Below are 20,852 nucleotides of genomic sequence, written 5' to 3'. Positions count from 1 at the left end.
AATGACGGTGTTTTTTATCGGCGCGGGTCCGGGCGACCCGGAGCTGATCACGGTGAAGGGGCAGCGCCTCGTGCGCAGTTGCCCGGTGATTCTGTACGCGGGCTCGCTGGTGCCGGCCGCGGTGCTCGAAGGGCATAGCGCGGAGCTGGTGGTCAATACCGCCGAACTCGATCTCGACCGGATCGTCGAGTTGCTGGCGGCCGCGCATGCGAAGGGGCAGCACGTCGCGCGCGTGCATTCGGGCGACCCGTCGCTATATGGCGCGATCGGCGAGCAGATCCGGCGGCTGCGCGAGTTGGGGATTCCTTACGAAATCGTGCCCGGCGTGACCGCGACGGCCGCCTGCGCGGCGGCGCTCGGTTGCGAGCTGACGCTGCCCGACGTGTCGCAGACGCTGATTCTGACGCGCTACGCGAGCAAGACGACGATGCCCGACGGTGAGCAGCTAAGCGATCTGGCGCGGCATCGCGCGTCGATGGCGATTCATCTGGGCGTGCGGCATCTGGCGCGGATCGTCGAGCAACTGCGGCCGCATTACGGCGGCGCATGTCCGATCGCGGTCGTCTATCGCGCGAGCTGGCCGGACGAGGAAAAGATCACCGGCACGCTCGACGATATCGTGGCGAAAGTGCGGGGCAGTGCGATCGAGCGGACCGCGCTGATTCTGGTGGGCCAGGTGCTGGCGGCGGAGGGGTTTGCGGATTCGACGTTGTATCGGAAGGGGGCCGAATGAGCTTCAAAGGCGCAGATTTGTTGTCCCACACCCTGCGCACCTTGCAGGAAGTCTTCGCCGAATAAGAAAAAACCGCGAGCCGCGGCACCCAGCCCCGGCTCGCCGCGACAACTCACGCAATCCGACAACTGCCGGCCTTCTTGCTGGCGTAAGCCATGCAGCTGCATGAGCCGCCCACGTTATTACCATCGCTGATGCACATGCGGCGCAATATGCAGCCGATAAACCTCGCGCACCGTCTGCATCACGTGATCGGACAGCGGCGCGAGATTCGCCGCCGCGACGTTCGACTCGGCCTGCGCCGCGTTCTTGCTGCCCGGAATGATCACCGAGACCGCTTCTTCCATCAGAATCCAGCGCAGCGCCAGTTGCGCCATCGACGCATCCACCGGAACCAGCCCGCGCAGTTTGTCGACCGCCTGCAACGCGACGTCGTACGGCACGCCCGAGAACGTCTCGCCGACATCGAACGCCTCGCCGTGCCGATTGAATGCGCGATGGTCGTCCGCCGCGAACGTCGACTGCGCCGACAGCTTGCCGGTCAGCATCCCGCTGGCGAGCGGCACGCGCGCGATCACCGCAATGTTCTTCTCGCGCGCCTGCTTGAAAAACAGATCGGCCGGGCGTTGGCGGAACATGTTGTAGATGATCTGCACCGACACCACGTTCGGATATTCGATCGCCTTCAACGCTTCCTCGACCTTTTCGACCGACACGCCGTAGTAGCGGATCTTGCCGTCGGCGACGAACTCGTCCATCGCATCGAATACTTCCGGGCGGTAATACACCTCGGTCGGCGGGCAGTGCAGTTGCACGAGATCGAGTGTATCGACGCCCAGGTTCTCGCGACTACGGTCGATAAAACCCGCCAGTTCGCGTTTGTTCAGATAGCCGCTGGTCACGTGCGGATCGAGCCGGCGCCCGAGCTTGGTGGCGACCACCGGGCGCTCGCCGCCGCGTTGCCGCAACACGTCGCGGATGATGCGCTCCGAGCGGCCGTCGCCGTAGACGTCGGCGGTGTCGATGAAGGTGACGCCGCGATCGAGCGCGGCGTTCAGCGCGGCCTTCGCGTCGTCTTCCGCGACATCGCCCCACGAGCCGCCGATAGCCCATGCGCCGAAACCGATCTCGGACACATTCCAGCCGGTACGTCCCAATTTTCTCGTCGAAAGCGTCATTTGAATGCCTGTCTCCTGTTGTGCGAAGTGCGTCGCCGGCGCTGTGCCGCCCATGCGGCGGTGCCGGCGAACCGCGCATAGTTTAGCTCGCGCGATGCATTGCAGTATGATCTGCACCACTTCGCAGCAGCCATTCCGACCACAACACGTGAACCCGCACAAAGGTGACGTAATGACAGGCAACGCAAGTCCCGAAGGCATCGCCGATAACGCTAGCGACAGCACCGGCATCCACGACATCGGCTCGCCAATCCCACCTGTCAGGCCGGCGCATACCGCGCTGCTCGTCATGCATTACCAGACCGACATTCTCGGACTCTTCCCGGCGGTCGCGCCGGCGTTGCTCGCCAACACCCGCCGCTTGTGCGACGCGGCCCGCGCGAAAGGTGTCGCCGTCTATTTCGCCAACCTGCGCTTCAGTCCCGGCTATCCGGAAGTCAGCCCGCTCAACCGCAACGGCCAGGGGATCAAGCGGCTCGGCCTGTTTATCGACGACCGTACCGCGCCCGAGCTGGGGCAACGCGCCGACGAACCGTTGATCGCCGCGCAGCGCGCGAGCGTATTCTTCGGCACCGATCTGCAGGCACGCCTTAGCGCGCGCGGGATCGATACGCTGATCATGGTCGGCATTGCGTCGACCGGCGTGGTGCTGTCGTCGCTGTCGTACGCGAGCGACGCGGACTTCCGCCTGTACACGGTCAAGGACTGCTGTTACGACCCGGATCCGGTGGTCCACGACCATCTGTTCGCGACCGCATTCGATTCGCGCAGCATCGTGTTGTCGCTAGAACAGGCGTTGCGGCTGCTCGCATCATGATTCGGCATCCTTGCCATCGGGCGCGCTTACATCCCGATACTCACGCCGCCCCCGCTGCTGGTGCCCGAACCCGAACCGCCGCTGGTCGCCGTGCTGGACGCCGGCAGCAGATCGATCCTGCCGTACAGGCCATCGGCTTCGCCGTTCGGACCCGCCGCGAAAAACAGCGTAGTGACCGGCTGATTGCTCAGGCCGTTGCCGAACGCGATCCCCCATATGCCGGGCTCCACCAGCGGCTTGCCGTCCTTGCCGTTCAGCGGCCCTAGCGATTGACCGTTCGATGCATTGAACGCGTTGATCCGGCCGTCGCCGAAATTGCCAACGAGGATCGCGCCGCTCATCGAGCCGAAGCCGGAGGGCGCCTGCGCGATGCCCCACGGCGCATCGAGCGCGGCGCCGGTCGCGAAGCGCTGCTTCAGATTACCGGCGGTGTCGAACACGTCGACGAGGCCGAGTCCCGCGCCGGCCACATCGTCGTGTTTGGCGGTGTCCTGCATCGCGTAGGTCACGTACAGGTTCGCGCCGATCGTCTGGATGCCGAACGGCGCGAACCCGGCCGGCAGCGCCGGATCCTTGAAGCCGCCGGGCATGTTGATCTTCGCGAACGTGCTGTCGAACACGTCGATCTTGTTGTTGTGAAAGTCGGTTGCGTACAGGAAATTGGCGCCGTTCAGCACGGCGAGCGCGAGGCCTTTGTAGACGGCGCCGCCGCTGCCGTCGTCGTACATGACGAACGCGTTGGTCGGTCCGACCGCGGGCGCCCACGCGGTGATGGTGCCGCCTTCGCCGCTGAAGATGAACGCGGCGACGCCGGATTTGCCGTTCCTCGCGACGGTGAAGCCCGAACTGCCATTGAAGACGACGCCGGTCGGCGCCGCGGAGCCGTTCTTGCCGTCGGGTATCGCGACGACCAGCGTCTGCGGCACGCCGTTGCCGTCATACAGCGTGGCGGCATCGGTGCCGTTGTCCGCGACCCAGACGAAGCCTTTCGGATTGAAGGCCACACCCCACGCATTTTTCAGGTTCGCGTCGACGTGCGCGGCGGGCACTGCGCCGTCCGACACGAGCGCCGTGACGCCGAACATCGACGGCGAGGGCGGGCCCGAACTGTTGGAGTCGCCGCCACCGCCGCAGGACGCGAGAATCGCGATCGCCACGGCGCCTGTCAGAACCCTGGACCCGGCAAGCAGGGACTTCATGGCCGTACTCCTCGTCGAAAGCCGTTACGCTGATTGAACGAGGAAGACGCGCCGCTTATTCCCGCGCCGAACGGTTTAGTTCGCGTGCGCCTGCGCGGCGCAGCGCGTGAGAACGCTCCGGCCGGCCGGACGCGCGGGCCGGCGTGCGGAGCCGGGCGCGATGTACCGCCGGGGCTAAACTGCGCAAGTTCTGCACCGTCGCGCGGCCCCAATCCCGCTATCCTGGCGTCATCATGAAGCCCAGCACCGAACGTGATTACCGTCGCCGTATCGCGCGTGTGGTCGAGGCCATTCTGGTCGAGCCCGGCGCGCCGCACACGCTCGAGAGTCTCGCCGCGCTCGCGCATCTGTCGCCGTATCACTTCCACCGGATCTATCGCGCGATGATGGGCGAGAGCGCCGTTGATACCGTGAAGCGTTTGCGGCTCGCGCAAGCGGCGCAGCGTCTGACCGATGCCGCGCAGGTGACCGCGGTTGCGCACGACGCCGGCTATGACAGCGCGCAGGCGTTCGCGCGCGCGTTCCGCGATTTCGCCGGCGTGTCGCCGAGCGGGTTCCGGGCGCGGCAGCGACAACTGGGGGCGCCGGCGGGGACGGCGGCGCCATTGCCGGCGCGGCGGCGCGCGGCGCTCGCGGCGCTCGCGGATGGGGCGGCGGCTCGTCATCGGAGCGCGGCGGGCGGTGCGAACGACGGCACTGGCGGCAGCGCGGTGCCCGGTGTCGAAGTCGTCGAACTGCCGCCGCTCGAGGTGCTGTGCATGCGCCATGACGGCCCGGTCGCGACAATCGATCAGACCTTCCGCGCGCTGCTGACCATGCTGCGCTGCGCGGCGCTCCCGCTGGCGCCGCAACGGATCGGCATCTGCGCGCGCGACACGACGCGACCCGGAAGCTTGCTCTATCGCGCGGGCATCGTCGCGACGCGGGACGATGCGAATGTCCCGTGCCCCGCAGCCGACGGCCCCATCCAATCGCTGCGCATCGAAGGCGGCCTGTACGCGGCGCACCGGCTGATCGGCCCGTATGCGCTGATCTCGCCGACCTTCCGCGCGCTCTACACCGGCTGGCTGCCGCGCAGCGGCTACCGGCGCGACAGCCGGCCGGCGCTCGAACTGTATCGAAGCTCTCCCGAGCCCGGCGCGCAGCCGGCCTGCGTCACCGATCTGCTGATCCCTATCCGCAAGGACTAACCATGTTCCGTCGCCGCTGTGCCGCGCTCTCGTGTGCGTTGTCGTTGCTGTTCGCGCCGTTTTCAGCGCTGCCGTCAGCGGCGCAGCCAGCGGCGGACGCGCCCGCGGGCTGGCACGTCGGCGCCGCCAGCCGGGTGTTCCATCCCGCCGCCGCGCGTGACTGGCGCGGCGCGCAAACCGAGGCGCTGATCACGCGGATCTGGTATCCGGCCGACCCGAGCCAGCCCGAGACGCGTCAGGACATCGGGCCGCCCGGCCGGCCGATCTTCGTCGGCCATCCGGTCGCCGCCTCCGCGCCGCTGTCGAGCGCGCACCCGCGCTACCCGCTCGTGCTGCTGTCGCACGGCACCGGCGGCAGCGCGGAAAGTCTCGACTGGCTCGCGGGGGCGCTGGCCGCGCGCGGTTTTATCGTCGCCGGCGTCGAGCATCTGGGCAACAACGCGCTGGAGCCGCTGACGCGCGACGGCTTCACGCTGTGGTGGGAACGCGCGACCGACCTCAGCGAAGTCCTCGACGGCATGCTCGCGGATCCGCAGTTCGGTCCGCGTGTCGACCCGGCGCGGATCGGCGCGCTCGGCTTTTCGCTCGGAGGCTACACGGTGCTCGAACTGGCGGGCGCGCGCACCGATCTGGCCGCGTTCGAGCGCTTCTGCACATCGCCGGCCGCCGACGCCATCTGCATGCCGCCCGAAGCCGCGCGGCTGGTGCACGACACGGGCGCGTCGTCGCTCGCGCCCACTGCGTTGTCGCCGGCAACGAGGGCCTCGCGCGCGCGTGCGGGCGACTCGTATCGCGACCCGCGCATCAAGGCCGTGTTCGCGATCGCGCCCGCGCTCGGCGAAGCGTTCGACCCGGACGGCTTCGCCGCTGTGACGATTCCGGTTGCGCTGCTCGCGGGCTCGGCCGACCAGACCGCGCCCGTCGACACGAACATCAGGCGGATCGCGAGCCTGGTCCCGCGCGCGCCGGTTACGCTGGTGCCCGGCGCGTCGCACTACACGTTCATGGACGTGTGCGAACCGGCGGCCGTCGAGCGGCTGCCGATGCTTTGCAAGGACGGCCCCGGTGTCGCGCGCGCCGCGGTGCATGCGCAAACCGCCGCACAGGTAGGCGATTTCTTCGCGGCGACGCTGGCGCCGGGTGCTTCGTAGTCCGGATCGGATTGCGCGCCGCGCGTCGCGAAAAGCGTAGTATCGATGTGTTGTACGCGTTCGACGGCGGCCCGAGGAAACCTTGCCGCGGCGCGGCGGCGCGGTCGCGCGTGGCGGCCGCGGGGAGCCAAGTGCAGGATCACCGTGTGAAGAATGCGCGCCGGCCGGGCGACGGGCCGCAAGCGTCCGTTCGGGATGGCACGCGCGTTGCGTATTGAACATTCCCTTTGACACATGGAGGACCATGATGAGAATCGAATTCACCGGACGCCGGGAGGTGGTGGCAGCGGCGCGCGTCGCCTATGAGGCCAATGTGGATGGGAAGGACGTATGGTGCAGCGTGTCGCTCGACGCGCTCAACGACCATTTCGGCAACGGCAGCCCGTCGGCCCACAATCTGGTGGGCACCTTCGAGGCGAACCGCGCGCGCATTGAAAATGCTACGAAGAAGGTGCTCGAACGTAATGGCGGGCAGTCCGTGGAACTCGAAACGCGCGACCTGGACTAGTCGACGCGACCCGGCGCGCGGCGCGGCGACGGCTGCCGCGCGCGTCACCGATCCGCAACCCCGCGCGCTGGCGCCGGGCTTCCCGCGATGCCGGTGGCGAGGCGCGAGAGCGCGCACCTGATCCACTTCTCCAGAATCGGGAACATTGCGTTCGACGCACAGCCGTTATTCGATCGAAAAGCAGCGCCTATATTGAGTGTCACCAGCGGCCCGGCGAATCGGAAGCGCCAGGCGGCCGCCGCGGACCCCTCAATTTATGGAGATCGTTTCATCATGAAGTGTTTATTCAAGGCCGCCGTCATCGGCATCTCGTTGGCAGCGTCGGTTTCCGTTTTTGCCCAGTCGAATGCGCCGATCACCCGCGCGCAGGTGCGCGCCGAACTGATCCAGCTCGAACGTAACGGCTATCACGTCGGCGACGGCGACCAGGCTCACTATCCGGAAGCTATTCAGGAGGCCGAAGCCCGCATCGCCGCGCGCAATGGCGCCGCCGCTAGCGCTTATGGCGGCGCGGCCGCGGGATCGGTGCAAGCGGGCGGCCCGGCGGTGGACGGCAGCGGCGCGGCCGCGCGCTGAGATCGCTGCGGAGCGGCGCCTGAGCGCTGCTGCGGATACGGCTGGAAAGGACTCTTCCACGCCAGCGTCTATATCCGCGTCGCCCGCATCGGTACAGTAGGCAGTGCACGCATCGTTTCCGGTGTGTAGCGAGAGAGTTGGCCCCGGCTGGCAACAGCCGGGGTTTTTTTTATCGACGCGCGTAGCGCGCCGGCCGCACGTTGCACGCCGCGATCAGCACGACCACCAGCACGATGATTCGCGCGGCAAGCGGACGGCTGCGGTATAGTCGCGGCAAACCAACAAATCGTCTCTTCGCTTTACTGGAGCATATCGTGCAGGAAATCATCGAAGGTTTGATCCGCTTTCAACGCGAGGTCTTTCCGCAACAAAGCGCGCTGTTCAAGCGTTTGTCGACCGCGCAGAGCCCCAGCACCTTGTTCGTGACCTGTTCGGACAGCCGCGTGGTGCCCGAGCTGCTGACGCAGACCGAGCCCGGCTCGCTGTTCGTGATCCGCAATGCGGGCAACATCGTGCCGTCGTATGGGCCGGAGCCGGGCGGCGTGTCGGCGACCGTCGAATATGCGGTGAAAGTGCTGAATGTGACCGACATCGTGATCTGCGGCCACTCGAACTGCGGCGCGATGACCGCGATCTCGACCTGCACGAATCTCGAGCATATGCCGGCGGTCCAGAGCTGGCTGCGTCACGCGGATGCGGCCAAGGCGATCAACGCGTCGCGTCACTACTGCTCCGATGCGGAGCGGCTCGCCGCGCTGGTGCAGGACAACGTGATCGCGCAGCTCGGCAACATCCGCACGCATCCGTCGGTCGCGGTCGGGCTGGTGAACAAAACGCTGCGGCTGCATGGCTGGATCTTCAACATCGAAAGCGGCGAGATGCTCGCGCTCGACGGCCAGACCGGTAAGTTTTTGCCGCTCGCGGAGAATCCGGAAATTTATGCCGTCTAACGGCTGACGCAGGACAAAGCGCTTTTCAGGCGCGGAAAAATAAAAAACGCGGCGCACCGATGATTCGGGCGCCGCGTTTGTTTTTACCGGCCGTCACCGCACGGCCGGCGCCTGCCCTCAGTTGGTCGTCACCAGCGAATCGGACGGCACGATCCGCAGCGAATTGGGGCCGCTCGCCGACGGGTTCGACCACAGCAGATGCATGCTCGCCGCGCCGGTGCCGTGCACGTATTCGACCGTGATCGTCGAGCGCTGATTGGCGCTGAACTTCACCTTCGCGGATGCGCTGCCTTGCGTGGTCGAGGTCTTGTCGATCACCTTGTTGCCGTCGATCCAGACCCGCGCGACGTTATCGCTGTTGACCGTGAACGTGTAGTTGCCGTTCTCGCTCGCCTGGATCGCCCCGGTCCAGCGCACCCCGTAGTTGGTTGCGTTGACGCCGGCCGACGCGTCGGGCGAATCGGTGCCGCGCTCGGTGTTCAGATCGAAGTCGATCAGCGGTGTAATCGACGTTTTCACCGGCGCCGCCGCGAAGGTCGGGTCGTTGTAGTACGCGACCTGCAGCACCGGCAGCTTGACGTCGAAGCCGCCCGTCAGTGCCTGCACCTCCGAGGTCTGCCACGGGTGACCGTCCGGGTAGATGGTTCCCTGGAACGGCGTGGCCGGTTCGACGGTAGCCGGCGCATCCGGCACCTGCCCCCAGTGGAAGCGCGTATTGGTGCGCCCGATCATCAGCTCCCACACGATGAAGCCGGTGCTGCCGCCGTAGTTCGCGACGATGCCGGGCATCGTTTGACCGGCGGTGCCGGTAAAGCCGCGCTGCAGCGTTTCCGAGTTCAACGCGCTGATGCTGCTGCCGTTCACCGGACCCGTGTACGGGTTGTTGTACGGATGGAACGCATAGAAGTCCGAAAAGTACGTGCCTTCGTCTTCCTGCACCTGCGGCGCGTTGATCGGCTGCGTCGCGCCCGCGTTCAGGATCGCGATGCGCGCGTCGTTCATCAGCACCGCGCGGGTGTTGCGCAGCGAGCCGTTACCGCTGCAGCCCGGCTCGTTCATCGTCTCCCAGAAGATGATGCGCGAGTCGTTGCGATGCGGCGCGACGAAGTCGGTGATGTAGCTCGCGAGGCTCTGCTTGTAGGTGATTGAGGAGTTCGCGGCGCTCGGCTGGAAGTACGCCTGCTCGACCGGCGTGCCCGGCGACTGCACCCAGCGGCTGTTATGCACGCCCCACACCGGCGCGGCCTGCGGGCCGTACTGCGGATTCGGATCCCAGCAGTCGTCGTAGAAGATCGGCGAGACCTTGATGCCGTGCCGCGCGGCGATCGTCAGCAGGTTTTCGAATTTGCTCAGGAATGCGACGCGATCGTTGGCCCACGTCAGGTAGTGCAGATACACGGCGATCGTGTTCATCCCGTAGGTCTGCGCGTAGGTCAGCTCGCGGTTGACGATCTCGGGGTCGTAGTTCTGCCAGAAGTCGATCGCGTTGACCGCGTTCGACGGCACGTAGACCGCGCCGACCACCTTCGAGAAGTCGTAGGCGGGCGAGGTCACGGTCGGATAGGTAGTGATCCTGATGTTGCTGAACGACGCGCCGACGCCGAACCGGCGCAGCCCGAAGCTGCCTTTCTGGAACACCGCGGGCAGCGCGTTGGTCGCGTCGTTGACGCTGATCACGCGTTGGCCGTCCAGGTCGACGAGGATCGCGTTGCCGCTGGTCGTCACTTTGAGGTGATGGGTGCTGCCGCCGACCACCGAGGCGACCGGATACTGGATGAAGTTGGTCCAGTTGTTGTTCTGACGACCGACCACGACCGTGTGCGTGCCGGTGTCGAGGCCGATGAAGTAGCCGGTCAGGCTGTCCGGACCGCCGGCGGTCGGATTGGTGGTGCGCACGATAAAGCCCGCGTTGGCCGCGCCGGTGCCGACCGGATCGCTGACGGTCACGTCCGCCTCGTACGACGCGCTCGCGTAGCTGCTGGCCATCGCGACGGCCTTGTCGCCGGCGCCCGTGCCGTTGGCGGGCGGCGCGTCGATCGCGATCGTCGCCGGGCTCGCGCCCGCGTGCCAGGTGCTGGCCGAGCCGGGCGCGAGGTACGGGGTGAAGTCGCCGAACTGCAGCGTGGTGGTCGCGGTCGGCGCGGGCGCGGCCGGCGGCGTATAGGGCGCGAGGTTCAGCGTCGGATCGGCGATCACGACCGCCGGAGCGGTCGTTTTCATCCCGAGCGGCAGCGCTCCGGCCTGCTTGAACTCGGTTTTCATATCGGCCGCGTCGGCGCCCGAGGCGGCTGAAGCGGCGGTCGCATCGACCGCGTTGACCTGCTTGTTCGCGGACGCGACCGGGCTCGACCCGTCGTTGCCCCCACACGCGCTCAGCATCGCGAGCGTCGCCAGCACAAAGTAATTGCGCACCTGTATCTCCTGAGGTCCCCGTCTAATTGATGGTCATAATTATTATTAAAAGCGCATTGCACCGATCGCTGCGACAGCGTTTCGGTGAGGCGAAGAAATCGTCATGAATAATATTATTAGTTCGCGCGCGCAGTATCGGTGAATACCCGCACTGTTGGGGCGACCCATACAGGAGCAGGGCGGAGGTGCGGGTCCGATTTTTGCGAAGCTGTGTTCGCGGGCCGTCAGTTTCGGACACATCCACGCTCGGAACCGACGATTCATCGTTTGATACGCATAAAGCGAAAACCGACGGCGGTAGATTGGTCAGACTTTGAGTGGGAGTGTGGGCTTGCTCGTCGGCTCAGGAGAAGGGGGAGTCAGTCTTGTATAGCGAACAAAGAATCGCAGTGCTTACCGGTCTCGTGGTCGGTGCGTTAGCACTGGGCGCGTACGTGACGCAGTCCGACGGCGGCTGGCTGTCGAGCGACGAATTGCGGATGCTGTCCGGCGACAGCATCCGGGGCACCGCCGCGTCGGGCCGCGTGCTCAGCCTCGACGACGCCGCCGAGACCACGCACGTGCAGCGCAGGAGCACGCTGCGCAACGACGTCAGCGCGATCAATCCGTTGGAACCGGTCGAGCCGCGCGTGCACGCCGGGCCGTTGCAGGCGCCGCCGGAGACCGGGCTCGGGCAGCGCTCGGCCGGCTCGCTGCAGGCGCCGGCCGCGAAGAGCGCGCCGTCGCGCGATAGCCGCGCGGCGCTGCGCGAGCAGGTCAAACGCGCGTCGAGCTTTCCGAAGCGGCCGCTGCGGGCCGCGCCGCCGTCCGGTCCGGTATCGGGGCTCAGCCAGGCTTGGCTGCTGAACGATCGTCAGCGCTCGCACCCCGCGTACGCGAACAATCGGCCGAAGACCCGCGCGGAGGTGGTCGCCGAACTGGCGCGCGCCCGCAAGGACGGCAGCATGCCGGCTTTCGGCAATCCGAATCCGGGCCCCGGCGGGATGCCCGGCCAGTCGTTTTACGACCATCCATGAACGCGCCTAGCGCAGCGCCGCCGCGAGCCGCGCGAAGGTGGCCTCGTCGGTGCGCTCGAACGCGAGCGGCGTGACCGCGACCCGGCCCGCGGCGATCGCCGCGGTTTCGCTGTCGGGGTCGTCCACGCGCGCGCCGCGTTGAAAGCGCAGCCAGTGATAGTCGATGCCGCGCGGGTCCACCAGCGGCACCACGTCGATCCCCTCGACCAGCCCGACCCCTTGCCGCGTGAGCGTAAGCGGGCCGGCGGCGGCCGCGTCGACAGCGGGGAAGTTGATGTTCAGACAGGTCGGCGCCGCGTGCTCGATCGCCAGCAACTGGCGGATCACGCCGGGTGCGAGCGTGCGCGCGGTATCCCAGCGCACCTGCTCGCGGTCGCTGAAGGCCTGGCTCAGCGCGAACGACGGCAGCCCCAGCAGCAGCCCCGTCATCGCCGCACCGACAGTGCCCGAAAACATCGTTTCGACGCCCAGATTGGCGCCGCGATTGACGCCCGACAGCACCAGCGAAGGCGGCGCGTCGCGCAGCAGATGGCGCACGCCCATCACCACGCAATCGCCGGGCGTGCCGCTCACGCCAAAGCGGCGCTCGCCCTTGCGGCTCACCCGCAGCGGCGAGTGCAGGCTGACCGAATGCGAGGTGCCGCTCTGGTCGTGCTCGGGCGCGACCACCCAGACTTCGTGCGCGATTTGCGCGGCGACCGCTTCGAGCACGGCGAGGCCGGGCGCGTCGATCCCGTCGTCGTTGGTCAGCAGCACGCGCGGCAGTTTGGATTCGGCAGCGGACATCGCGTCAATCTCCTTTCGTGTGAGTGGCAAGCGGAAAATGAAAAGTGGGACGCTCATTATCGGGCTTTCGCCCGGCGCGGGTAGGATGGCGTTGCGCGCTGCCGTTCACCGTTCGCGCCCATCCCTACCGGACTTGCCGCCATGCAGATAGACCCGTTTGAGATTGCCATCACCGATCGCGAGCTTGACGATCTGCGCCGCCGCCTGCGCGCGACCCGCTGGGCGCCCGCCACCCCCGCGCCCGCGTGGCAGCAGGGCGCCGATCCCGGCTGGCTGGGCGAACTCGCCGCCTATTGGGCCGACCAGTTCGACTGGCGCGAGGTCGAACGCAGGCTGAACCAGTTGCCGCAATTTCTCGCCGACGTGAACGGCCAGACCGTGCACTTCGTGCATCGGCGCGGCGCCGGCAACGTACCGGGCTTCAAACCTTATCCGCTGGTGATCACGCATGGATGGCCCGGCTCGTTCTGCGAGTTTCGCGCGCTGCTCGACGAGCTGTGTGACCCGGCCGCATGCGGCGCCGATCCCGCCGATGCATTCGACGTCGTCACGCCGTCGCTGCCTGGCTTCACGTTTTCGCCGGCGCCCGCGCAAGCGGGGATGTCCGCGTTTCAGGTCGCGGATCTGTGGGCGGCGCTGATGCGCGGCCTCGGCTACCGGCGGTTCGGCGCGCAGGGCGGCGATCTCGGTGCGGGCGTATCGATCGCGCTGGCCGCGCGTCATCCGCATGCGGTCGACGGCGTGCACCTGAACTTCCTGCCCAGTTCGTACGAGCCGGCAATCGATGCGGCCCGCCAGCCGCTGACACCGGCCGAGCACGACTATCTGCGCGAAAAGAACGACTGGGCCGCGCTCGAAGGCGGCTACGCGCATCTGCACAGCACCAAACCGTTGACCGTCGCCGCCGCGCTGAACGATTCGCCGCTCGGGCTTGCCGCGTGGATCGGCGAGAAGTTTCGCGCGTGGAGCGATTGCGGCGGCGAAATCGAACGCGTGTTCACGAAGGACGAGTTGCTGACCAATATTTCGTTGTACTGGTTTACGCAGTGCATCGGTCCGGCGATGCAGATGTATTGGGAGAACCGTCTGCAGCCGATGCGTTTCGCCGCCGGCCAGCGCATCGATACCCCGGTCGGCTTCGCGCGCTTTCCGCACGAGATCAATCATCCGCCGCGCAGTTGGCTCGAACGGACCTTCAACGTCGTGCAATGGAGCGAGATGGCCCAGGGCGGCCACTTCGCTGCGCTCGAACAGCCGGCGTTGCTGGCCGCCGAGATTCGCCGCTTCTTCAGGCCGTTGCGGGCGAACGTGCAGTGAGTCGCGTGAAGTAGCGTCGGGCGAGTACCGCGACGGTTACAAAAGCGCCTACAGGTACGCCCGAATATGTACCCGCGACGGTTACGGTTTGATAAATGTCAAATCGGTGGCGGGGCGCCGGCACGCGCGAAAACGGCCCGCGACAGACCGCGATACCCATGGCCAAACTAAAGATCAAATATCGTCAGAACGTGCGGAAGGCTCGACAACGCCACGTATGATCGATTCGTCATGCGTCATACATCGGGCCGTTGTCGGCCTGTGCGCCACCCCAAAAAAAGCTGCTCCGTGCCGAAGGTCCCGCCGCGAGGCGGACTGAATACGCGCTCGCGGACCGCCGCAACGACGCGGCAGGCAAGCGGCTTCGGCGCGCAGCAGGAGAGCAAAAAATGCAGAAAATAAAGGCCTACCCGAGGCGCGTGATCTATTTCACGCGCGATCCCGCTGCGCAACTGCTCGCCGATATCCGGCAACGCGATTGGACAATCGAGGTTATCGACTCGGCGCACGACATCCGTCATGCAGTGCAGGACGGGGCGCCGGCTGGCGGTCTCGTCGATCTCGCCAGCGTGCTCGAATCGCACGACGCCAACGCGTTACAGTCGTGCCTCGGGTTGCCGAATGTCGGTTGGGTCGCAATGGCCGAGACCCCGCAACTGGACGATCCCGTCATGCGCCGGCTGGTGCGCGATTACTGCTTCGATTACGTCACACTGCCCGCGGCCAATATGCGGATCGTCGATACCGTCGGTCACGCATGCGGGATGATCTCGCTCGGCGAGCCCACGCTGGTCGATGCGTCGAGCGCCGAAGGGGAAATGATCGGCACCTGCGACGCGATGCTGGCGCTGTTTCGCTCGATCCGCAAGGTCGCGGCAACCGACGCGCCAGTGTTCATCTCCGGCGAGTCGGGCACCGGCAAGGAACTGACCGCGGCGGCTATTCACGCGCGTTCGGCGCGCCGCGATGCGCCGTTCGTCGCGATCAATTGCGGCGCGATTCCGCCGGCGTTGTTGCAGTCGGAACTGTTCGGCCACGAGCGCGGCGCGTTTACCGGCGCGAATCAGCGGCGCGTCGGCCGGGTCGAGAGCGCGCACGGCGGCACGCTGTTTCTCGACGAGATCGGCGATCTGCCGTACGAGAGCCAGGCGAGTCTGTTGCGCTTCCTGCAGGAAAACACCATCGACCGGCTCGGCAGCCAACGCTCGATCACGGTCGACGTGCGGATCATCTGCGCGACCCACGTCGACATCGAGGCCGCGATCGAAGCGGGGCGCTTTCGCTCCGATCTGTACCACCGGCTGTGCGTGCTGCGCATCGACGAGCCGCCGCTACGCGCGCGCGGCAAGGACATCGAACTGCTCGCGCTGTACGTGCTCGAACGCTTTCGCAAGGATGCGAGCCGGCGGCTGTACGGCTTCTCGCCCGACGCGATCATGGCGATGCACGGTTACGACTGGCCCGGCAACGTGCGCGAGCTGATCAACCGGGTGCGGCGCGCGATCGTGATGTCGGAAGGTCGCTCGATCACCGCCGACGATCTCGAATTGTCCGCGCATGCGCGCAGATCGAGCGCGACGCTCGCGCAGGCGCGCGAAACCGCGGAGCGCCAGGCGATCGAACTCGCGCTGTTGCGGCATCGCGGACGCCCGGCCGAGGCCGCGCGCGAACTCGGCGTTTCGCGCGCGACGCTGTATCGGCTGATCGCCGCACACGGGATGCGTTACGGCGAAGAGAGCGAAGTGCAGCATTGAGACTGCGCGGCGGTGCGCATCCGCGTTCTCCCCGGCTGACGAAAAAGACCTTGACCTCGGCGAGTTGGCGTCTATAGTTCACCGCATGGTGAAGTATCCAGTCAGCCAACTCGACCGAACCTTTGCCGCGTTGATGGACCCGACGCGGCGGGCGATCCTCGCGCGTCTCGAACGCGAGCCCGGCCTGTCGATCAGCGAACTCGCGCGGCCGTTGCCGCTGAAGCTGCCGGCGGTGATGAAGCATCTCGACGTGTTGAGCGAGGCCGGTCTGATCGCGCGCACGAAGCGCGGTCGCACGGTGTCGGTGGAACTCGTGGCCGCGCCGATGGCCGAGGCGATGGCGTGGCTCAGGCGCTACGAGCGCTTCTGGTCCGCGAGTCTGGACCGGCTGACCGATCTTGTCGAAGGAGCGGACGAATGACCGAACGAGTGACCGAACAGAAACCCAGCCTGACGATCGTGCGGCATCTGAAGGCGCCGCCGGCGCGGATCTACGCGGCGTGGACGCGGCCCGAACTGATGGCGCGCTGGTGGGGACCGGACGGCGGTCCGGTACTGAGCGCCGAGGCCGATCCGCGCGTGGGCGGCCGCTTTCGCGTCGTGTTCCAGACGCTGGACGGCGAAACCCACGACTGTCGCGGCGAATACCGCGAAGTCGAGCGCGATCGCAAGCTGGTGTTCACGTGGCAGTGGGTCACGCTGCCCGAGCGGCAGTCGCTGGTGACGATCGTGTTGCGCCCGATCGACGGCGGCACCGAGCTGAACTTCACGCACGCGCAGTTCTTCGACGAAGCCGCCCGCGACGGCCACCGGCTCGGCTGGAGCGGCGCGTTCGACAAGCTCGACGCGTTGCTTGGCGAGCTGGCGAGCGAGGGCGCGTAGGGCAGCGCTTCCTTCCATCCACACCGAGGTCCCCATGAAGCTCTATTACGCCGAAACGCTCGCACCGCGCAAAGCCTGCGCGGTGGCCGGATACTTAGGCTTGCCAATCGACTATGTATTCGTCGATCTGCGCCGCGGCGAGCACACGCAGCCCGCGTATCTGGCGATCAATCCGAACGGCAAGGTGCCGACGCTGGTCGACGGCGAGCGCAAGCTGTGGGAAGCCGACGCGATCATCTGCCATCTCGCGCAGCGCGCCGATTCGCCGCTGTGGCCGCACGAGCCGGCGCAGCAGATCGACGTGGTGCGCTGGATGAGCTGGAACAGCCAGCATCTGTACCGGCATGCGGGTTCGCTTTACTTCGAACACCTGATCAAGAAGTGGGTCGGGCTCGGCGCGCCGGACGACGCGAAAGTCGCCGAATCGCAACGCTTTTTCCGCCAGCACACGGCGGTGCTCGATCAGCATCTGAAGGGGCGCAAGTGGCTGCTCGGCAATGCGTTGTCGGTGGCGGATTTTTCGGTCGGCGTGACGCTGCCGTATGCGCAAAGCTCGGCGATGCCGCTCGACGAATTCCCCGAAGTGCGTCGCTGGCACGATCAGCTGAACGAGTTCGACGCGTGGCGCAAGCCGTTTCCGGAGCACGCGCAGCAAGCGGAGCAAGCTGCCGCGCACGCATGACGCACGCGCGGCGTCGGCGCGATTGCAGTATCGTGGGCGTTTCCCGAACTGCTGGCGGCGCGCATGCGCGGCGCGCCTCGCGCTATGACACTTCGATCGACTCCCGAAAGCCGGCGCCGGTTTCTGCGCGGCGCGCTCGGCGTGCCGGCTGCGCTCGCGTTGCCGCCGCTGCTGGATGGCCCGCCGGCGCGCGCTCAAACCCCGCCCGACCTGACCACTTTGCCGAAGATGAACCAGCGCGTGATCCCCGCGAGCGGCGAGCGTCTGCCGGTGATCGGCTGCGGCACCTGGCGCACGTTCGACGTCGGCGACGACCCGAACGATCGCGCGCGACTCGCCGACGTGTTGCGCGTGTTGTTCGCGGCGGCCGGCTCGGTGATCGATTCGTCGCCGATGTACGGCTCGTCCGAGGCGGTCGCGGGCGCATTGCTCACGCAGCTCGACGCGCATCGCCGGGCGTTCGTCGCGACCAAGGTCTGGACCGACGGACGCGAGGCCGGTATCGCGCAGATGGAGCAGTCGTTCGAGCGCTTCCAGCAGGCGCGCATCGATCTGATGCAGATCCATAATCTGCGCGACTGGCGCACGCAGATCGCGACGTTGCGCGCGTGGAAAGCGCAGGGCCGGATTCGCTATATCGGCATCACGCACTACACGTCGAGCGCGTTCGACGAAGTCGCCGCCGTGATGCGCAGCGAAAAACCCGATTTCGTGCAGATCAACTACGCGGCCGACGATCGCGCGGCCGAGCAGCGCATCCTGCCGCTGGCGGCGCAGCTGGGCATCGGCGCGCTGATCAATCAGCCGTTCGGCGGCGGCGGGCTGCTCGCGCGCGTGATGAAAACGCCGTTGCCCGCGTGGGCCGGCGAGATCGAATGCACCAGCTGGGCGCAACTGCTGCTGAAGTTCGTGCTCGCGCATCCGGCGGTGACGGTCGTGATTCCCGGCACCGGGCGGCCGCAATATATGGCGGATAACGTGCGCGCCGGCTCGGGGCCGCTGCCGGATGCCGCGATGCGCGCACGGATCGTTGCGGCGGTGAACGGCTAGTTCGGCCCGTTTAGCGCCGCTCCAAAAAACCCTCTGCCACCCGGGAATAAAACTCCCACGACGCCAGTCATGCCTCACGAACCGGCTGCGGTTCTGCGAATTCCTATCGTGAGGTCACCATGTCGTCACATCAATCATTCGATCCGGCGCGGCGCGGCGCGCTGAAATGCCTTGCGTTCGGCGGTCTCGGCACCGTTTTCATGTTATCGGGCGGCGTGCTGACGCCGGTCGAACTGGCGCTCGCCGCCGATGCAAAGAACACCTCGGCGGCCGGCGCGCCGCTGTTCCTGCAGATCAGCGATTCCCACATCGGTTTCAACAAGGAAGCGAATCCCGACGTCGCGGCCACGCTGCAACAGACGATCGATCTGGTCAACGCGATGCCGGCCCGCCCGCCGCTCGCGATCCACACCGGCGATATCACGCACCTGTCCAAAGCGTCCGAATTCGATCTCGCCGCGCAATTGCTGGGCGGGCTGAAGATCCCCGAACTGCACACGGTGCCGGGCGAGCACGACGTGACCGACGGCCCCGGCACCGAGTACTTCCAGCGCTTCGGCAAGGCATCGGAGAACCGCGGCTACTACAGCTTCGATCATCAGGGCGTGCACTTCGTCGGACTCGTCAACGTGATGCATTTCAAGCCGAACGGGCTGGGCGGTCTCGGCGACGAGCAGCTCGAGTGGCTCGAAAACGATCTGAAAGGGCGCTCGTCGAGCACGCCGGTGGTGGTCTTCGCGCACATGCCGATGTGGACCATCTACGAGCCGTGGGGCTGGGGCACCGGCGACGCCGGGCAGGCGATGAGCTATCTGAAGCGCTTCGGTTCGGTGACGGTACTCAACGGCCATATCCATCAGATCGTCACGAAAGTGGAGGGCAACATCACGTTCCATACCGCGCGCTCGACCGCGTATCCGCAGCCCGTCGCCGGTCAGGGCGAAGGCCCGGGGCCGTTGAAAGTGGCGAGCGGCCAGTTGCCGAAGATGCTGGGCGTGACCAGCGTCAGCATCGCGCGTCATCCGCTGAAGGCGACGCTCGACGACACCACGCTCGCCTGAGCGCACGCGCTTTTTCAACGCTCTCGAGGAGATCCGCGATGTTATTCAATCTGATGAGCCGCGCGTTGCCGGTGGCGCTGGGCAGTCTTGCGATTCTTGCGATGTCGGCTGGGGCCGGGCTCGCGCAGACCACGATGTCGATGCCGATGCCCGCGCACGCACAGACCGTGGCTGACACGCCGAACGCGATCACGATCAAGAACTTCATGTTCACGCCGATGGAGCTGACCATCAAGGCCGGCACGACGGTGACGTGGAAGAACCTGGACGGCGAGCCGCATACGGTCGTCAACGATGCGGGCATGTTCCGCTCGGCCGCGCTCGATCAGAACGACACGTACCAGTTCAAATTCGACAAGCCGGGGGTGTACAAAATTTTTTGCGGCATTCATCCGAATATGAAGGCCACGATTACGGTGCAGTAAGCCGGCTTGCCGTGAAGCCCTATCCGCCATTGCGTCAAGGGCGCCAGGTGATGGGGCAGCAAGTTGCTGCACCCGTCACGCCGCGTGCATGTCGCTCAACCGGCACAGCATAATCCCGTAGCCGGTCAGATGGCCGAGATAGACACTGGTAAACACACTCGAGGCCGGCAAGTCCTCGGTCATCTGCCGCAAATCTTCCATCTGCAACGGCGGCGCCGCGAGCGCTTCGTGCTCGACCCGCAAATCCGCGGCCTCGGCCAGTTGCCGGTGCGTGTTCACGAGGATCGCGAGTCGCGCGAGAAACGCTTCGCGCCAGCCCGCATCGAGCGCGGCGAACTGGTCGTGAAACGTGTCGATCGTTTCGAGGAAGTTGACCAGCGTATCGAAGGTCTCCTGATAAGCGGCGAACAGCGGCAGCCGCACCGCATTGCGCGCCAGATGCGGCGACACCCACGCCTGCTCGATGTCGTTTTTCAGCAGCTGATGCGCCTGTTTCAGGTTCGTGCTCAGCACGCGCAGCTTCGCGGCGGCGGGTTTGATCTGCGCCTTGTCGAGTTTGCCGTCGGCCAGTTGCGCGAGCACGCCGGTTGCCTGCTCGTTGCCGTCGTTGACGAGGGTGTTCGCCCAGAAGCCGTGATCGGGCGGAAACGCGATCTGCTGCAGCACGAAGCCGAGAAACATGCCCAGCACCACGCCGATCAGCCGCTGTTCGAGCAGCGGAAGGTGCTCGCCGGTGTAGAGCACCAGCGTGATCGGCACCGTGATGCTGGTCATCTGGAACAGCGACGGCCGCAGCGCGACGATGCTGAAGATCACCACCGGCAGCAGCGCCGCGGCGAGCCACAGATGCGGCGCGGTCAGCCAGATCAGCAGCGTGCCGATCGGCATCGCGACCACGTTCGAAACCACCCGTTTGTAGAAGTAGCTGCGGGCCGCCGAAATCGAGCTTCCGAGCGCCAGCGTCAGCATCGTCGAACCGGCCAGCGGCACCGCGGCGTCAGGATAGCCAAGCAGATACGGAATGCCGAAACCGATCCACAGCCCGAGCGTCAGCTTCGCGTATTTGGCGGTCTCCGACAGCGAAAAACGCGCGAGCGCACGGTGCCACGGCGTGAGGGGTTTGTGCAGATACACGTTGGACATGATTTTTATGCTGACGATGACT

At 66.4% G+C, this 20,852-nt stretch carries 21 protein-coding genes; 16 read left to right on the top strand and 5 right to left on the bottom strand.

What is annotated here, in order from left to right; all coding sequences use genetic code 11:
• The first annotated feature begins 1 nt into the window (after position 1).
• The gene (gene cobM, locus LJ656_RS21850; protein WP_230511461.1) at positions 2 to 733 is read left to right on the top strand and encodes a precorrin-4 C(11)-methyltransferase; all 732 of its coding nucleotides are present in this window, start codon (positions 2 to 4) and stop codon (positions 731 to 733) included.
• Positions 734 to 915: 182 nt separating this feature from the next.
• Here cobM and LJ656_RS21845 read toward each other — a convergent pair whose 3' ends face one another.
• Positions 916 to 1,911: an aldo/keto reductase gene (locus LJ656_RS21845; RefSeq protein ID WP_230511460.1), complete on the bottom strand. Its 996-nt coding sequence runs from the start codon at positions 1,909 to 1,911 to the stop codon at positions 916 to 918.
• A gap of 172 nt (positions 1,912 to 2,083) precedes the next feature.
• On the opposite strand from LJ656_RS21845, the gene LJ656_RS21840 reads away from it, so the two are divergent.
• The gene (locus LJ656_RS21840) at positions 2,084 to 2,728 is read left to right on the top strand and encodes a cysteine hydrolase family protein (protein ID WP_230511459.1); all 645 of its coding nucleotides are present in this window, start codon (positions 2,084 to 2,086) and stop codon (positions 2,726 to 2,728) included.
• Between the two features lie 26 nt (positions 2,729 to 2,754).
• On the opposite strand, the gene LJ656_RS21835 is transcribed toward LJ656_RS21840, so the two are convergent.
• Positions 2,755 to 3,927 (bottom strand): TIGR03118 family protein, encoded by a 1,173-nt coding sequence (locus LJ656_RS21835; protein ID WP_230511458.1) that lies wholly within the window; start codon positions 3,925 to 3,927, stop codon positions 2,755 to 2,757.
• Between the two features lie 233 nt (positions 3,928 to 4,160).
• On the opposite strand from LJ656_RS21835, the gene LJ656_RS21830 reads away from it, so the two are divergent.
• From LJ656_RS21830 to LJ656_RS21810, 5 genes are all read left to right on the top strand, one after another.
• On the top strand, positions 4,161 to 5,117 hold the full coding sequence (locus tag LJ656_RS21830) for an AraC family transcriptional regulator (protein ID WP_230511457.1): 957 nt from the start codon (positions 4,161 to 4,163) through the stop codon (positions 5,115 to 5,117).
• A gap of 2 nt (positions 5,118 to 5,119) precedes the next feature.
• Positions 5,120 to 6,268: an alpha/beta hydrolase family protein gene (locus LJ656_RS21825; protein ID WP_230511455.1), complete on the top strand. Its 1,149-nt coding sequence runs from the start codon at positions 5,120 to 5,122 to the stop codon at positions 6,266 to 6,268.
• 247 nt (positions 6,269 to 6,515) lie between these two features.
• Positions 6,516 to 6,776, top strand: coding sequence for a DUF1488 family protein (locus tag LJ656_RS21820; protein ID WP_230511719.1), 261 nt, complete (start codon positions 6,516 to 6,518; stop codon positions 6,774 to 6,776).
• Between the two features lie 273 nt (positions 6,777 to 7,049).
• Entirely contained in the window at positions 7,050 to 7,352 is a 303-nt protein-coding gene (locus LJ656_RS21815; protein ID WP_230511717.1) for a DUF4148 domain-containing protein, read from the top strand.
• Between the two features lie 314 nt (positions 7,353 to 7,666).
• Positions 7,667 to 8,302, top strand: a complete 636-nt coding sequence (locus tag LJ656_RS21810; protein ID WP_230511454.1) for a carbonic anhydrase — start codon at positions 7,667 to 7,669, stop codon at positions 8,300 to 8,302.
• A gap of 117 nt (positions 8,303 to 8,419) precedes the next feature.
• Here the strand turns inward: LJ656_RS21810 and LJ656_RS21805 are convergent, their stop codons facing one another.
• A complete protein-coding gene (locus LJ656_RS21805) occupies positions 8,420 to 10,714 on the bottom strand; it encodes a PA14 domain-containing protein (RefSeq protein WP_230511452.1) in 2,295 nt (764 codons plus the stop codon).
• Positions 10,715 to 11,103: 389 nt separating this feature from the next.
• Between LJ656_RS21805 and LJ656_RS21800 the strand changes: the two genes are divergently transcribed.
• Positions 11,104 to 11,730 (top strand): DUF4148 domain-containing protein, encoded by a 627-nt coding sequence (locus LJ656_RS21800; RefSeq protein ID WP_230511450.1) that lies wholly within the window; start codon positions 11,104 to 11,106, stop codon positions 11,728 to 11,730.
• 6 nt (positions 11,731 to 11,736) lie between these two features.
• Here the strand turns inward: LJ656_RS21800 and surE are convergent, their stop codons facing one another.
• On the bottom strand, positions 11,737 to 12,516 hold the full coding sequence (gene surE, locus LJ656_RS21795; RefSeq protein WP_230511449.1) for a 5'/3'-nucleotidase SurE: 780 nt from the start codon (positions 12,514 to 12,516) through the stop codon (positions 11,737 to 11,739).
• 141 nt (positions 12,517 to 12,657) lie between these two features.
• Between surE and LJ656_RS21790 the strand changes: the two genes are divergently transcribed.
• The 8 genes from LJ656_RS21790 (at position 12,658) to LJ656_RS21755 (ending at position 19,687) form a co-directional block, all read left to right on the top strand.
• Positions 12,658 to 13,833, top strand: coding sequence for an epoxide hydrolase family protein (locus LJ656_RS21790; RefSeq protein ID WP_230511446.1), 1,176 nt, complete (start codon positions 12,658 to 12,660; stop codon positions 13,831 to 13,833).
• 389 nt (positions 13,834 to 14,222) lie between these two features.
• Positions 14,223 to 15,587 (top strand): sigma-54 dependent transcriptional regulator, encoded by a 1,365-nt coding sequence (locus LJ656_RS21785; RefSeq protein ID WP_268998720.1) that lies wholly within the window; start codon positions 14,223 to 14,225, stop codon positions 15,585 to 15,587.
• Between the two features lie 85 nt (positions 15,588 to 15,672).
• Complete coding sequence (locus tag LJ656_RS21780) at positions 15,673 to 16,008, top strand: ArsR/SmtB family transcription factor (RefSeq protein ID WP_230511444.1); 336 nt, start codon at positions 15,673 to 15,675, stop codon at positions 16,006 to 16,008.
• A complete protein-coding gene (locus tag LJ656_RS21775; protein WP_230511442.1) occupies positions 16,005 to 16,469 on the top strand; it encodes an SRPBCC family protein in 465 nt (154 codons plus the stop codon). The genes LJ656_RS21780 and LJ656_RS21775 overlap by 4 nt, the downstream gene beginning before the upstream one ends.
• Before the next feature lie 34 nt (positions 16,470 to 16,503).
• The gene (locus LJ656_RS21770; RefSeq protein WP_230511441.1) at positions 16,504 to 17,151 is read left to right on the top strand and encodes a glutathione S-transferase family protein; all 648 of its coding nucleotides are present in this window, start codon (positions 16,504 to 16,506) and stop codon (positions 17,149 to 17,151) included.
• Between the two features lie 84 nt (positions 17,152 to 17,235).
• Positions 17,236 to 18,201 carry an aldo/keto reductase gene (locus LJ656_RS21765; RefSeq protein WP_230511439.1) on the top strand — a complete coding sequence of 322 codons (966 nt, stop codon included), beginning with the start codon at positions 17,236 to 17,238 and terminating at the stop codon, positions 18,199 to 18,201.
• A 119-nt stretch (positions 18,202 to 18,320) separates the two neighbouring features.
• On the top strand, positions 18,321 to 19,262 hold the full coding sequence (locus LJ656_RS21760) for a metallophosphoesterase family protein (RefSeq protein WP_230511438.1): 942 nt from the start codon (positions 18,321 to 18,323) through the stop codon (positions 19,260 to 19,262).
• A gap of 38 nt (positions 19,263 to 19,300) precedes the next feature.
• Complete coding sequence (locus LJ656_RS21755; RefSeq protein ID WP_230511436.1) at positions 19,301 to 19,687, top strand: cupredoxin domain-containing protein; 387 nt, start codon at positions 19,301 to 19,303, stop codon at positions 19,685 to 19,687.
• A gap of 75 nt (positions 19,688 to 19,762) precedes the next feature.
• Here the strand turns inward: LJ656_RS21755 and LJ656_RS21750 are convergent, their stop codons facing one another.
• Complete coding sequence (locus LJ656_RS21750) at positions 19,763 to 20,830, bottom strand: aromatic acid exporter family protein (protein ID WP_230511434.1); 1,068 nt, start codon at positions 20,828 to 20,830, stop codon at positions 19,763 to 19,765.
• Positions 20,831 to 20,852: the final 22 nt, after the last annotated feature.

Source organism: Paraburkholderia sejongensis, assembly GCF_020880815.1.
GTDB lineage: Bacteria > Pseudomonadota > Gammaproteobacteria > Burkholderiales > Burkholderiaceae > Paraburkholderia > Paraburkholderia sejongensis.
This window is presented reverse-complemented; position numbering and strand designations above follow the sequence as displayed.